The sequence below is a fragment of the Edaphocola flava genome (assembly GCF_004118155.1).
Classification (GTDB): domain Bacteria; phylum Bacteroidota; class Bacteroidia; order Chitinophagales; family Chitinophagaceae; genus Edaphocola; species Edaphocola flava.
In genome coordinates this window covers 986,346-999,923 of the sequence record NZ_SAIQ01000001.1, presented here as the reverse complement: position 1 = coordinate 999,923, position 13,578 = coordinate 986,346, and the positions used below count along the sequence as shown (strand labels likewise).

The 13,578-nt window shown below is 45.4% G+C and carries 11 protein-coding genes and 1 tRNA gene; 4 read left to right on the top strand and 8 right to left on the bottom strand.

The genetic code is table 11. The features are described 5' to 3' along the window. Nucleotides 1-2: 2 nt before the first annotated feature. From EMP01_RS04290 to msrA, 4 genes are all read right to left on the bottom strand, one after another. Nucleotides 3-578, bottom strand: a complete 576-nt coding sequence (locus EMP01_RS04290) for an HD domain-containing protein (RefSeq protein WP_129020237.1) — start codon at nucleotides 576-578, stop codon at nucleotides 3-5. A 39-nt stretch (nucleotides 579-617) separates the two neighbouring features. Continuing rightward, nucleotides 618-2,576: an adenylate/guanylate cyclase domain-containing protein gene (locus tag EMP01_RS04285; RefSeq protein ID WP_129020236.1), complete on the bottom strand. Its 1,959-nt coding sequence runs from the start codon at nucleotides 2,574-2,576 to the stop codon at nucleotides 618-620. 8 nt (nucleotides 2,577-2,584) lie between these two features. Next, nucleotides 2,585-4,612: an adenylate/guanylate cyclase domain-containing protein gene (locus EMP01_RS04280; protein WP_129020235.1), complete on the bottom strand. Its 2,028-nt coding sequence runs from the start codon at nucleotides 4,610-4,612 to the stop codon at nucleotides 2,585-2,587. Between the two features lie 152 nt (nucleotides 4,613-4,764). Beyond that, nucleotides 4,765-5,448, bottom strand: coding sequence for a peptide-methionine (S)-S-oxide reductase MsrA (msrA, locus tag EMP01_RS04275; RefSeq protein ID WP_237559469.1), 684 nt, complete (start codon nucleotides 5,446-5,448; stop codon nucleotides 4,765-4,767). A gap of 184 nt (nucleotides 5,449-5,632) precedes the next feature. Between msrA and EMP01_RS04270 the strand changes: the two genes are divergently transcribed. Continuing rightward, nucleotides 5,633-5,720 (top strand) — tRNA-Ser (locus EMP01_RS04270). 111 nt (nucleotides 5,721-5,831) lie between these two features. Here the strand turns inward: EMP01_RS04270 and EMP01_RS04265 are convergent. Next, nucleotides 5,832-6,260 (bottom strand): DUF1801 domain-containing protein, encoded by a 429-nt coding sequence (locus EMP01_RS04265; protein WP_129020234.1) that lies wholly within the window; start codon nucleotides 6,258-6,260, stop codon nucleotides 5,832-5,834. A gap of 71 nt (nucleotides 6,261-6,331) precedes the next feature. Continuing rightward, on the bottom strand, nucleotides 6,332-6,721 hold the full coding sequence (locus EMP01_RS04260) for a hypothetical protein (protein ID WP_202615986.1): 390 nt from the start codon (nucleotides 6,719-6,721) through the stop codon (nucleotides 6,332-6,334). Nucleotides 6,722-6,866: 145 nt separating this feature from the next. Between EMP01_RS04260 and EMP01_RS04255 the strand changes: the two genes are divergently transcribed. From EMP01_RS04255 to EMP01_RS04245, 3 genes are all read left to right on the top strand, one after another. Further along, a complete protein-coding gene (locus tag EMP01_RS04255) occupies nucleotides 6,867-8,177 on the top strand; it encodes an MFS transporter (protein WP_129020233.1) in 1,311 nt (436 codons plus the stop codon). 146 nt (nucleotides 8,178-8,323) lie between these two features. Next, nucleotides 8,324-9,220, top strand: a complete 897-nt coding sequence (locus EMP01_RS04250; RefSeq protein WP_129020232.1) for a hypothetical protein — start codon at nucleotides 8,324-8,326, stop codon at nucleotides 9,218-9,220. A 28-nt stretch (nucleotides 9,221-9,248) separates the two neighbouring features. Further along, a complete protein-coding gene (locus tag EMP01_RS04245) occupies nucleotides 9,249-10,037 on the top strand; it encodes a M15 family metallopeptidase domain-containing protein (protein WP_202615985.1) in 789 nt (262 codons plus the stop codon). A 474-nt stretch (nucleotides 10,038-10,511) separates the two neighbouring features. Here the strand turns inward: EMP01_RS04245 and EMP01_RS04240 are convergent, their stop codons facing one another. Continuing rightward, nucleotides 10,512-11,228 (bottom strand): hypothetical protein, encoded by a 717-nt coding sequence (locus EMP01_RS04240; RefSeq protein ID WP_129020231.1) that lies wholly within the window; start codon nucleotides 11,226-11,228, stop codon nucleotides 10,512-10,514. Between the two features lie 5 nt (nucleotides 11,229-11,233). After that, on the bottom strand, nucleotides 11,234-13,552 hold the full coding sequence (locus EMP01_RS04235; RefSeq protein ID WP_129020230.1) for a hypothetical protein: 2,319 nt from the start codon (nucleotides 13,550-13,552) through the stop codon (nucleotides 11,234-11,236). Nucleotides 13,553-13,578 lie beyond the last annotated feature (26 nt).

Below are 13,578 nucleotides of genomic sequence, written 5' to 3'. Positions count from 1 at the left end.
GCTTATAATTTGTCTTTGATCTTTTGTAAATTTTCTTCTTTCTTCTGTTTCCTTAATCGTATTGCTGTATGGGTAAAGTAGTGGTGTGCTTCCAGGAATCTGACCTGCAGTACATTCCAGTCCCATTCATTACTGACCATACCAAATACCGAGAGCTCTTCATATAATCGGTCCCCGATGGTAAAAAAATCATCACGTCCCAGGTAATCCAGGTCCGCATCTGCCAGAATCTCCTCCAGCAGGTTCTGCGGAGTCTGTGGTATACGTGTCGCCATGATCATACCGCAGATGCGGTCTATTTGCGATGGATCATATCCATAACCCGGCAGAATGTCTTTGGCAATATCACAAGACTTCTGTTCATGATCCTTGGCCCCGTGCAGGAATCCTGTATCATGAAATAGGGCAGCGGTGCGCAGGAGGATCAGGTCATCGCCCTGTATACCCTCCTCAGCTGCAATATAAGTAGCAGCTTCTATTACATCCTTTACATGTGCCACACTATGATAAGATAAATGGTGCGGCAGCTCATGCTGCAATTTATGCAGTATCAGTTGTTCCACTTCTGTGTATTGCATATTCCTTTAAATTTTAGTCCGGCTTGTATAAGCCCTTAATTATTCAACAAAATACATATCCAGCGCCCCTTTTCCTTTCACCTCTATCTTACCGCGATAAGTGCAGGTATAACTTTCTTTTACCAGAGAGCAGGTATTTTCCGAAATATTGATCCTGCCCGGTGTACTGTTCTGTTCCATACGGGCAGCCGTATTTACCGTATCGCCCCATATATCATAGGCAAACTTCTTCACCCCGATTATGCCCGCAATCAGTGGCCCGGAGTGAATCCCGATGCGGATATCCAGTCCATAAGGCACCTGTTGGCGGCGTGCAGCCACAAAGGCAATAATATCTTTTGCCGCAGCAATAGCATTGACGGCATGCATTTCATTCGCTACCGGCAATCCGCTTACCGCAAGATAGGCATCACCTATTGTCTTTATTTTCTCCAGACCATGCTGCTCCATAATACGGTCAAACGCTGTAAAATGAATATTCAGCTCTTCCAGTAAATCATCTACACCAAGCGATTCAGAGATTTTGGTAAAGTTAACAAAGTCGGTAAACAGTACCGAAACCTCGTCAAACTGTTGTGCTTTGGAAGAGCCTTTTGCTTTTAGTTCCTCTGCAACTTCATGCGGCAGGATGTTCAGCAACAGGTTGTCCGACTTGGCCCTTTCGGCAGCGATAAGCTTATTGTCCCTGCGTTTTTGGCGGTAAGCATACAAGATAACGCCAGAGGCCAGCAATAACAATACCAGGCCAGCAAGAGACACATTACGGACCGTATTAGCATAGTTTACTTTAACATCAGCAGCATCAGCGACCACCCTGCGCTCCATTTCAGAAAACTGCTTCGCCTTTTCCTGGTTGGCAAAACTATCTTTATACCGGTTGTATTCAACGAGGTTATCATAAGCCATCTGCGGCCTGCCCAGGAGATTGTTGGCTATGGCCAGGGCCAGGTGTATCTGGGTCCAGCGGGAAATGTCGATAGACGATTGCTTGTAGATATCCAGTTGCTGGGTTATGGTTGCTACCGTTTGCTCAAATTCCTGGCGACGCCCGGGAATAATGATATAACTTCCTCCACCATCCGGCTTCATCATCCCATACAGATCTACCAGACCCTTTATTACCGAGAAGGAAGAGATATACATAGGGTCAGCCGTAGCCTGCGCGGCAGCCATACCCTTGTCTAAAGCTATGTTCAGATTTGCTGTATCTTTCAGCGTAATGTAAAGATTCGTCAGCATGCTTAGGATAACGGTTTGCTTCCCTTTATTACCTTGCTCCTCTGCGATCTTTAATGCATCATTAAGAAACGTTCTGGCCGTATCATATTTTTCCTCCCGGAAGTATTGTTCCCCCATATTCAGCATGAGGTCAGAGATACCCGTTTTATTCCCCGACTTACGGTAATACGCCAGCGAGTTCCGGTAATTGTCCATAGCATTACGGTTTTCCCCCATAGTTGCATAAGCAATACCAATATAATGATAAGACTCCGCGATTACATTGTCATTTTGGCTGCGCAGACCGATGGCTAAACGATTCCTGGAGTTAGTTAAGGACTCCTTTGTATTACCCATATTGGAATGCGTATAGATCAGAAGACTATAGATCACATTCAGCAGAGAGTCAGATTGCAGCTTTTTGGCTAGTGCTTCTGCCTTGTTCAGCGCCACAATGCCACTATCGGTTTGCCGCAGACCATTGATATAAATAATACCAATGCCGAAGTATATTCTGCCCTCTTTTTTAAGGTCATTAGATTGATGATAATAAGGAAGACTGGCGTTTAAGTAAGTTAAGGCTTCCCGGTAGCGTTTTCCTGATAAGGCATCGCGGCCCATTTCAAAATGAATATTGGCCCGGTCCGCTTCATTACGGGCTTTAGGTAATGCTGCCAGTAAAGAATCTTTCTTACCGGTTTGCGTTGTTTGTGCCTTGGCACACACACCATTAAATAATAAAAAACACAATCCGGTCAGGATTGCCCACGTTCGAATCATAATTGGGTTTAAATTTCAGGGTTTGGTTTTCCTGCAAAGTACATATCTAATGCCCCTTTGCCTTTTACTTCAATTTTACCTCTGTAGGTACATGGGTAATAATCCTGTACCAGCTGATAGGTACTCTCCGAGATATTGATCATGCCCGGTATGCTGTTTTGTTCCATACGGGCGGCCGTATTTACGGTATCGCCCCATATATCGTAGGCAAATTTCTTCACCCCAATAATACCGGCAATCAGCGGTCCGGAATGAATCCCGATGCGAATATCCAGCCCGTAAGGCACCTGCAACTTGCGCTGTGCCACGAAATCGATAATATCGTTTGCCGCTGCGACAGCATTTTTTGCATGCATCTTATTGGCCAGAGGCAGGCCGCTTACAGCCAGGTAAGCATCACCGATAGTTTTTATTTTCTCCAGGCCATGTTGCTCCATAATGCGGTCAAAGGCCGTAAAGTGGATATTCAGTTCCTCCAGCAGCTCATCCACGCCCAGCGTTTCCGAGATTTTAGTAAAGTTAACAAAGTCGGTAAACAGTACGGAAACCTCATCAAACTGTTGCGCTTTAGAAGAGCCTTTTGTTTTTAATTCCTCCGCAACTTCATGCGGCAGGATGTTCAGCAACAGGTTATCGGTCTTCTGTTTTTCCTCTTCAAGTGCCTGTTTCTGCCGCATCACCTCCTGTGTGCGCACCACTACTTCCTGCTCCAGCGTAATGTTCTGGTTTTCCAGGATGCTTTGCTTCTCTGCCGATAATTGTTCAACCGCAACCAGCTGCTTGCTCAGGTTCTTGTTAGTGGTCGCAAAACGCCAGGCCAGAAAAGAAGAGATGGAAGCCGGTATACTGAATATCGAAAGGACGAATAAGATGGTCAGGAGCATATTCAGCTTTATATTACCGGCAATAAAAACAGTAATAAACAGACCTATAATGAATAACAGACAGAAAAGTATACCAAAACCCAGGATCAGCGAGCCCGGTACCCGTTTGAAAATGGCGATGATGATCCTGACCATGGTATATACAAGGGACACAACCAATAGTGCAATCATAGTATATGCTGACAAGCCACTTTCGTCTTTTGGATCAAAAAGGGCAAGTGCCAGTACAATAAGACTTAAGGCCAGTACAATTTTCAAGAAAGTTTTCTTTTTGCTGAATAAGGTAACCGTAAAGGCGCATAATGAAAAACAGATTGTTATACAGGACAGTGCAATGGACAGGATACTATACGAATTGTTACTGATGTCCTTTTCCGCATTAGTGCTATAATAAACGAGGTATAACAGAAAGGCAATGCTCAGGTTAAAGAGCGCAAAGTATAAATTCGAAATTTCTTTCCGGTAGAATAAGAATAATAAAAAATGTATAAAGAATAAGGTGAAAAAGAGCGTTCCTACACCGATAAGCGCCACAGAACCCAGGATCAGGTTATTCCTGAGCATCTGCATTATATCATCCGTATTGAACAGTACAACAGAGAATCCCCAGGAGTCTTGCTCTTTTAAAGCCAGGTCGTTTTCATATTGTATCGCCAGCATGTGTACTCCGGTCTGCGCTACCGTAAAGAATACCGGGTTCTTATTCATGGATAGATAATCTGCTTTGCCCTCTTTTGCAAAATGCCCCCTCTGTGCAATACACTTGCCGTCCAGGTATACCCTCATGGCGCCGTTGCTCCGGAATAGTAAAGTGTATACATTCCCTACCTGTGCCGTATCGGCCACTACCGGCACCCGGAACCAGGAAACCCCTTGCTGCAATTCTTTGTAAGCGTTTTCTCCACCACTAGACATAGAGTTACGGACAGACCAGTGGCTGTCTTGATAAGCCGGATCAGCAAACACACTGCTATCAGCATTACGAAATTTCCAGTTCTGGTTTTCGTCTGTGCTGGTCTGGATACTGAAATTCATCCGGCTAAGCGTTTTTTGCAGGGGGATGTCTTTCAGGAAAATTGTATCTATTTTCTGTTCAGCAGCACTGATCAGAAAATGGCAGAGAAGGGTAAGGAAGAGTAAAAGTCTTTTCATGATTGAGTGATAGTAGTAACATATAGATACTTGGGTACAAAGTAATTAAAAAATAAAATGTTTTATGGTACCACGAGTAATTTTATTATGATGATTGCAAATAAAAAGGAAGCACTCGAAAGAGTGCTTCCTTTTTATTTAATTATAACTGATTAGTGTTTCAGCTTATTTGCAAAAACCTTTTTGAACTTTTCTATTTTAGGTTTTACCACCAGCTGGCAGTAACTGTTTTCCGGGTTACGGTTAAAGTAATCGTCATGATAGGCTTCCGCATCGTAAAACGGACCCTTACCCTCAATAGTAGTCACTACCGGATGCGTATAGGCCTGCTCTTTGTTCAGCTGAGCAATATAATATTGAGCCTTCTCTTTCTGGCTTTCATTTTGTGGGAAGATGGCACTTCTGTATTGCGTACCAATGTCATTGCCCTGGCGGTTCAGCTGAGTAGGATCATGTGATACAAAGAATGCGGCCAGTAATTCATCATAACTGACTACAGATGGATCATATATAACTCTTACAGCCTCTGCATGTCCCGTAAGACCGGTACACACCTGCTCATAAGTCGGATTAGCCAATGTGCCACCGATATAACCGCTTTTCACACCCTGTACACCTTCCAGGTATTGAAACTGACCCTCAACACACCAGAAACAGCCGGCGGCAAAGATAGCCGTATCAATTTGTTTAGGTTGTGCATCAGGATTTTGCTGTGGTTCATTCATTTTCTTAAAAGTATTAGATTGAATAAGGCTGCCGGTATTCTGCCCGCAGGATACCGTTGCAAATGTAAGCAGCAGCAAAGTAATCGCTATGAAATAATTTTTGAATATCATGTACTAATTTACGGAAAATGTCGCATTCAGGTTTTTAGTGTTCCTGCAAATCAGCCTCCGGCGGGGAGTAAAGAGCGAGCGAAAGTCTATACAGCATTGTGTTTGGGCCAATGCGTGAAAGCTGTGTTAAGTTTTTTTTCAAAAAAATTTGGTGATTAAGACCGAATACGCTTATTTTGCACCCGGAGAGATGGCAGAGTGGTCGAATGCGGCGGTCTTGAAAACCGTTGACTGTAACAGGTCCGGGGGTTCGAATCCCTCTTTCTCCGCCAGGTCAAATGCTACCCATTGGGTAGCATTTTTTATTTGAATCTATCTCTAATAAGGAATCATAGAATATCCCGGTTTTATAAAGTATAGATCCATTTCCATTATGCCAATCGCTATTCATGCGGACCGGCAAATCCATACCTGATTGCCGACTCTAGCACATCCAGGTTAATATCCTTCAGCGTTTTGAACTTGATACAGTATCCGCTCACACTTGCTTTACCCAATTCCTTTCCATAAGTCTGGTTCAGATAAGTTTTATCTGCAATACCCATGATATGTACAGATATGCCGGTTTTGTTCGGACTCAACCCGATCTGGAAAAAATCCCTGGTCGTTCCCTTGGCATATTTTATAGTGTACAATCCGTACCCGATAGTAGGGTTGCTCACTACCTTGCCCTCTTCGTTGGTGCCATCGAAAAACCATAGCTTAGCTTCCGGTAAAATATGCAGTATGCGTTGATGCAGTATTTCTACCTCACTGCGTTTAGGCTCTGTTTGGCTGGCAATGTATGCACCTATCTGCTCTTGTATGTTCATATGAAATCGAATATAACGTTATAGATACCTCAAAGGTAAATTTCAATTAAATACTGCCTTAATATTAAGCATTACCGGGCGCTCTTATGGCGCAGAATGAAGCCGATAAGTGCTGCAAAAATGAGTGTCAGCACTGCAAATGACTGCTCAAATGTTGTTTTTGCGAAAAGATTGCCAATAGTGTTTAATAAGAACAGTGTAAAAAATACCCAGAGTATTGCATTGATGCCCTGCTTGAGATATGGCCTGATAAATGCTCCCTTGATCAGAAGTATGAATCCCAAAAATAAATTGATCAGGATAGATACCGCTTCAGAAACATACATTTCTGTATCATTTTTCAGACGACCTCCCCAGGTAATTTCATACGGGATAATCTTTACAATAATGCAGAGGTGAAATAAGATCACCGCCGAGACCAGTCCCAGCAATATTTTGATAGCTAACTTGTTTGTCATCATAGTGTGGTGCGTGTTGCATGTTCAAAACAACCGAAGTTAAATGAATATCCGGCTTGCTGCTATTTTTTTGTGAACAGGGGCAGGCCGAGGGGTTTAAACGGTCTGTGCATATTCATGATATGCCTAATTCCGTTAATTTTACCCCATGAGCGAGACCAATACCCAAAGCACTCCGATTACTACCCGGGAGCGTATTCAGGCCATTATCGGCGGTTCGATCGGCAATCTGGTAGAATGGTACGACTGGTATGCCTATGCAGCCTTTGCCATCTATTTTTCCCATAGCTTTTTTCCTACCGGAAATATGACAGCACAGTTGCTGAATACTGCCGGTATTTTTGCCGTAGGCTTTCTCATGCGCCCGATCGGTGGCTGGATGTTTGGTCGTATTGCCGATAGGGTGGGCCGTAAAAAAGCCATGACCCTCTCAGTATTGCTGATGTCCTTCGGTTCACTGCTTATTGCGCTGACACCTGCTTACAGTACCATTGGGGTATTGGCTCCGGCCTTATTGCTGCTGGCACGCCTGTTACAGGGTTTAAGTGTGGGTGGAGAATATGGTGTATCGGCTACCTACCTCAGCGAGATGGCCACTGAAGACCGCCGTGGTTTTTACTCCAGCTTCCAGTATGTAACCCTTATCGGCGGACAACTGATCGCATTGGGCATTCAGCTATTACTGCAGAAATTATTGCTTACCGAAGCGCAGCTCAATGAATGGGGCTGGCGCATTCCTTTTGTGATCGGGGCTATACTCTCCGTTATCGCGCTATACCTCCGCAAAAACCTGCACGAAACCGAGGCATTTGAGCATCAGAAAAACTCCGTGAAAGATGAACGAAAAGGCAGCATCAAAGAACTGATGAAACATCCGCGCCAATTGATGACCGTGATCGGACTTACCCTCGGAGGAACCCTGGCCTTCTATACGTACACCACATACATGCAGAAATTTCTGGTCAATACCGTGCAGTTAAGCAAAGAACAATCCACCTTAATATCATTTATTACCCTATTCATTTTTGCCTGTCTGCAACCCGTTTTCGGAGCCTTATCTGATAAGATCGGGAGGAGACCACTCTTACTTGGGTTTGGTATATTAGGTACCCTGTGTACCGTACCGTTGCTGACCGCGCTCAGCCATACAACCTCTATGATCGCCGCGTTCTTCCTGTTACTGGCAGCACTGATCATCGTCAGTGGCTACACCTCTATCAATGCAGTGGTAAAGGCAGAGTTGTTTCCCGCAGAAGTAAGGGCATTAGGTGTAGGATTACCCTACGCACTGACGGTAGCCATCTTTGGCGGTACCGCAGAATACCTGGCTTTATGGTTCAAGCAGGAAGGGGTAGAGCATTATTTTTACTGGTACATCACCGCATGCATTTTCTGCTCCCTGCTGGTGTATGCAGGTATGAAAGATACTAAAGAAACTTCCCGTATGAAAGAGGATTAGTTGTTGGAACAGGTACAGAGAAGAGTGGTATATTCTGGAGACCTTACTTTGATCCGATAGTATTTTGGTTATTAAAAATGTTGCCGGCTGCGTCATACAATGGCGTAGCCGGTTCGTTATTTTACAGGTACTCATATTGTATCTGTATGTATCCTTCCCAAATCAAAGACATCATACTCAGCAACCGCGATAATATTGCCTTTATTATCGGTAATGGCATCAACCGGTATCCCAATAATCCCCATGCACTTTCCTGGGATGATCTGCTGATGCAGCTTTGGGATAAAGTGGCCCTGCAAACCCTTAGCCGGAGGCCCAATGGTATTTCTCTTACAGAATTCTATGATATCCTGGAACTGGAAAATACCCGCGAGTTGCAGTTGCAGAAAGAAGTAGCATTAATGTTACAGGACTGGCAGCCTTCAGATCATCATCGCCTCATTACAGAACATATCTTCGGGTTGAATGCCCCCTTACTGACCACCAATTTTGAGGAAACGTTTTCGAGAACGCTTTCCTGTAGCCTGTTGCGCACAGAGTCAGAGGGCTTCACGGATTTTTATCCCTGGACCACTTATCATGGGCTTGCCCCTTTAGCCTTGCCTACAGACGGCTTCGGGATCTGGTATATCAATGGTATGATTAATTACCACCGTAGCATACGATTGGGCCTGAGTCACTACATGGGCAGTGTGCAACGCGCACATGCTATGTTATACAAAGGGCAGGAAGAAGAGTTGCATTCCGGCGATCATATGTTGTTATGGAAAGGTGCGAGAACATGGCTGCAGATTTTGTTCGGAAAATCACTGTTCATATTTGGGCTGGCACTGGAAGAGAATGAAACATTCCTCCGCTGGCTGCTGATAGAGCGCATGAAATTTTACCGAAAATACAGGGATCAGAAACGAAAAGGCTGGTATGTCTGTACACGCGGAGCAATGAACATCGACGCCGGCAAAAGATTTTTCCTGGAGCGCGTTGGGTTTGAAATTATTGAAGCTGCCGACTACAAAGATATCTACGAAACAATATGGCTTTAAAAACATTTAATACACAAACTGCAACATCATGAAATGGACTATGGAACAAATTAAAACAGCACAACAATTTTTACAACAACAATCTTTGCTGGTAGGTAATGTAGATGGCATACCGGGGCCGAAAACCAGAACAGCACTGGGGCTGCTCTCCAGCCTGCCTGTACGCTGGGATACCGATCGTAAACTGACCGGCTGCATACAACTATATTGCAAACAATCCGGTTATGATCCCGGACCGGTAGATGGTATCTGGGGGCCGGAAACGCAACGGGCTTTTAACCAGCTATCTGCTATACTCATCTTCCCGCCTGCTGCTCCGGCTGCGGAAAATGTATGGCCGTTACAGACACAGACTGCGCTGAACCGCTTTTACGGCGCCGCACTTGCCGAGCATAATCCTAACCTGATCACCTATGCCATCCCTTATCCCTTTAAGCTGGCCTGGGATACGACACAAACGGTAGATAAGATTACCACGCACTACAAAGTAAAAGACAGTATACTGCGTGTACTGAACCAGGTATTGGACCATTACGGTTTAGAGGATATCGACCGCCTGCACCTGAACCATTACGGAGGCTGCTTCCAGTATCGTAAGACCCGTAACGGAACGACACTCAGCACACATTCCTGGGGCATTGCGCTGGACTTTGATCCGGAGCGAAACCAGTTGAAATGGGGCAGGGATAAAGCTGCTTTTGCCGGAGCGGAATATGAAGCCTGGTGGCAGTTCTGGGAAAAAGAAGGCTGGGTAAGCCTGGGGCGGACCCGCAATTACGACTGGATGCATGTACAAGCCGCAAGATTAAGTGCCTGATGAAATATCCATACGAAAGCGCCGCGAGATTATTTCTCGCGGCGCTTTTATTTGGGCATGTACATAATTTATTATGACAATCTACATTTAGTCAAAGTTTTCTGATCCTTTTGTCCGGCAACAAAAAGATCAGAAACGCCTTTGTTTACATCAAAACTGCAACTGCGTCATTTCGAGCATAGCATTCAGCGAAGTCGAGAAATCTCCTGTTACAGATACAAAAAGGAGATATCTCCGCTCCGTTGCTCTTTGGTCGATATGACGAAGCGATCCGTACGGTACAGATCGCTCGAAACGGCCTTATAAATCCGGCGTTAATAAAATCATTGGCTCGGTCGACACATTGATTTTTAGCCAGGGATTTATATAGCCAATATATCTTTTACTACCTTTTGCATCAAGGCAAAAGGTAGTAAATCAAAACAGCATAAAAATCTATACTTGTTTCCTGCAAGCGGATAGTCAGTTAATTTTTTATGCGATCAGCAGATCCTGTTTCTTCACGATCAGATCAAATGCAAAATCAACATTAGCGGTAGAGATACTGATGGTGCGTGTGCCTGCATCATCCCAGTCTCCGGCCAGTGCTGTAAAGCTTTTCATGATTGTAGCGAGCGGACGATCTTCCACTTTACCCAGGTATTGCCCTACCAGGTGACTCAGGTCCTTAATGCTTTCAATGATCGCACCGGTTGTGGTCGCATTGCGGGTCATCGCCGTAACCTTTTGCAGGAGATTGTCATAATGTACATCCTGCTGTAGCTGCTCCAGTATAGCGCCGGCATTACGCATGCCTTTCTTACTCTTCACTACCGTAGCGACAAGATGCAGCTGGCCGGGCATATTGATCCCGTTTTCATCAGCATAATAAAAGATCGTCTCATTAGTCGGCAAGCTATCATGATCATCAACTCCCGGAAAGGTAATTACCCGCACCGGCCATAAAGACTGATTGGGCGTATCGCTCACAATGAAGCATACCAGGTATAGGTTAGCCAACCCGGGGAAAGGCCAGAACTTCATCGTGCGGTTGTTCTTGACAAACACAGAACGGATGCGCAGCTCTATTCCTGATAATTGTTTGCTGTTTGTGAGACGGCGCTGTACATGCTCGGGACTGAGGATGGGCGCCGAATCCGGCAATTGGTATACACCGGATTCAGATTGCGGATTGAAAATTTGTAAAGCCATAGTGTTTAAGGTTGTTTATGAGTTTGAGTCATCAATAATTTCGTATAGGGCAAGGTGTGCAGTTTTAAATAATGAGCAAACTGCTGTATGTCGCTGTGGGTATGTAACCGCTTCGTCATGCGTTGTATGGTAGCATCCGATAGCACCCAGTTCATACTGTAATATTCCTTTGCCGCCAGGCTGTCATTCAGATACAGATTGATCTCCTGGTAAGCTGGATACAAAGGCATACTGCGATGGTATTGCTGCAAAGCCGTAACATAAGCCTGCAGGCGAAAATCATTCACTGCCGTTTGTGCATTGTATGAACCCACCAGCGTAATGAAGGGTGCCGCCAGATCGTTCACCATCGTGTTGATCCGTTTCAGTTTCGGCGTACTACGCGGGCTGTTGCTGATGTGCAAAACCTGGTATCGGATCTTCTGCAAACTTGCTCCGTAATGTGCTTTCAGGTAATCATCATGCCGGAACAATTCTTCAATCTCCAGGATCATTTCATGTACCACACCCGCACCTGAATTATCAAAATAACCGCCATCCACAAAGTAGTGTTCTTCCAGCCTGGCCTGTGCCTGTTGTGCAATACTGCCTGCCGGACTGATATAGGGAAAACGCGCGCCCAGCACCACTGCTGTGCTGATGCGGATATCCTCCTCAGGAGGCAGCAACGATAACACATCCAGCCTTTTGCCAAAAGCAAGCCGGCTTAGTAATACATTGCTGATGACAGCCGGTTGTGCATCCTGCATACGTGTCGTGTTAATACATAGAATAGGCAGTAAAGTACGGTTAGCAGTGTCGATCCATAGGGTCGAAAAAGGCCGGGCAAAAAATCCGTGTAATACAGATTGTTCCGTTCCGGCCGCTTCCATGCTTTGTTCCAGTGCCCTTGCCCGGTCGGGCAGAATGGGGTAGATGTAATTTACAGGATCTGCCCCCATCATCCGTGCCAGGCTGAAGCTGAGAAAATCATGATTCAGAAAAACGGCAGCCTCCGCTTCGGCATGCAGCGCCGGCATATGCTGTAGTTGTCGTAAATACAATAAGCTATAATAAGTCGTATTGCCCAGGCTACCACCAGATGCACCGGAGAGCGCAAACAGATGCTGACTGAACTGTGTTTCACTCAGGCTGTCCAGGCGGCTCAATACCCCGGCCACCCAGTATCCGGAGCGGGAGGCGCCACCATCGCTGTGTACAAAGATCATAGGGACCACCGGTTGATCGGGGTTGCGCAAAGCCTCTTCATGATGCGCCAGCCAGGAATAGATGTAGGTTTTAAAATCTGGTCGCAGGCTATAGTCTAAACCTTTAACGGGCACCGTTTCTACGCGATGCACATTATGTAACTGCGCACCGCCAAGTGCCAGCAGAAAAAGGAAAAATACAATGTTGATACGGTGCACATAAGCAAATACCCAAACCAGGTTGCAGAGGCCGGTGTAAAATCCGAAAGCCAGCATGAGTACGGTAAGGCTACCCAATGCAACCGCAAAGGATTGTATGGTAATCGTCAGCACAAAAGTGATGAAAGAAATGAAGGCCAATAACTGTAAGACCAGGAAAGCATGTTCTTCCCGGTCTGGAATACGCTGGCGAAAGGAGCGGAACAAACGGTTTAAAAGCCTTTGTACACGGTATTTCCAGCACAAGGGAATACGCGTTTCGCTAATCTCTTTGCGGATCATAACCAGCAGCAGAAAACAGATCTGCAGGGCCAGGGTGACCAGCATCAGCCAGTAGGCATGATAGGTGCCGGGTATTACAGATGCGATCAGCAATGCACAGCTTAATGCCGTAAGGCGAAAAGTATAGTCGATGCCTTTCTGACCAAAGTAAAAGTATATGCGGTTGCTTAGTTCTTTGAGCAAAAGATGTAAGGCTACGTATTGCAGGGGAATGCCCATGAGCAGTATGCCCAGCAGGCTTGTCGTATCGTATTGATCAGGATCAGCAGTGCTGATCAGCAAGCCTGAAATAAATATGCTGTAGACCGAAAAGCCCAACAGGCGTGGAATGTGGAACATCAGCCGGGAAGACTTACGGAATAATTTTTCTTTGCAATAAGAGATCATGCGGCCCGAATACCAGAGCATATAGCTCCAGAAAAAAAGGGAGAGGAGGACCCAGAGTCCGGAATACCAATGGCTGCTTTCCGTAGTTTTGACCAAAAGGTCTGCCCCTTGAGGGAGGATCATAAGTGACAGGGCAAAAACAGTGAGTAAAAGCAGGGATGGGGTGTAGGCCAGGAACACACTAAGGTAGTGCGTAATCCTGCGGAAAAAACAGCCAGGGTACCGGGTTAGGTTTATAATATTTTTCATGGTGTAGGTTCGATGTTTCAGGGTTT

What these genes read in the sequence shown, in the direction of transcription:
- EMP01_RS04290 (WP_129020237.1), bottom strand. Translation starts at nt 578, where the DNA reads ATGCAATACACAGAAGTGGAACAACTGATACTGCATAAATTGCAGCAT.
- EMP01_RS04285 (WP_129020236.1), bottom strand. Translation starts at nt 2,576, where the DNA reads ATGATTCGAACGTGGGCAATCCTGACCGGATTGTGTTTTTTATTATTT.
- EMP01_RS04280 (WP_129020235.1), bottom strand. Translation starts at nt 4,612, where the DNA reads ATGAAAAGACTTTTACTCTTCCTTACCCTTCTCTGCCATTTTCTGATC.
- msrA (WP_237559469.1), bottom strand. Translation starts at nt 5,448, where the DNA reads ATGATATTCAAAAATTATTTCATAGCGATTACTTTGCTGCTGCTTACA.
- EMP01_RS04265 (WP_129020234.1), bottom strand. Translation starts at nt 6,260, where the DNA reads ATGAACATACAAGAGCAGATAGGTGCATACATTGCCAGCCAAACAGAG.
- EMP01_RS04260 (WP_202615986.1), bottom strand. Translation starts at nt 6,721, where the DNA reads ATGATGACAAACAAGTTAGCTATCAAAATATTGCTGGGACTGGTCTCG.
- EMP01_RS04255 (WP_129020233.1), top strand. Translation starts at nt 6,867, where the DNA reads ATGAGCGAGACCAATACCCAAAGCACTCCGATTACTACCCGGGAGCGT.
- EMP01_RS04250 (WP_129020232.1), top strand. Translation starts at nt 8,324, where the DNA reads ATGTATCCTTCCCAAATCAAAGACATCATACTCAGCAACCGCGATAAT.
- EMP01_RS04245 (WP_202615985.1), top strand. Translation starts at nt 9,249, where the DNA reads ATGAAATGGACTATGGAACAAATTAAAACAGCACAACAATTTTTACAA.
- EMP01_RS04240 (WP_129020231.1), bottom strand. Translation starts at nt 11,228, where the DNA reads ATGGCTTTACAAATTTTCAATCCGCAATCTGAATCCGGTGTATACCAA.
- EMP01_RS04235 (WP_129020230.1), bottom strand. Translation starts at nt 13,552, where the DNA reads ATGAAAAATATTATAAACCTAACCCGGTACCCTGGCTGTTTTTTCCGC.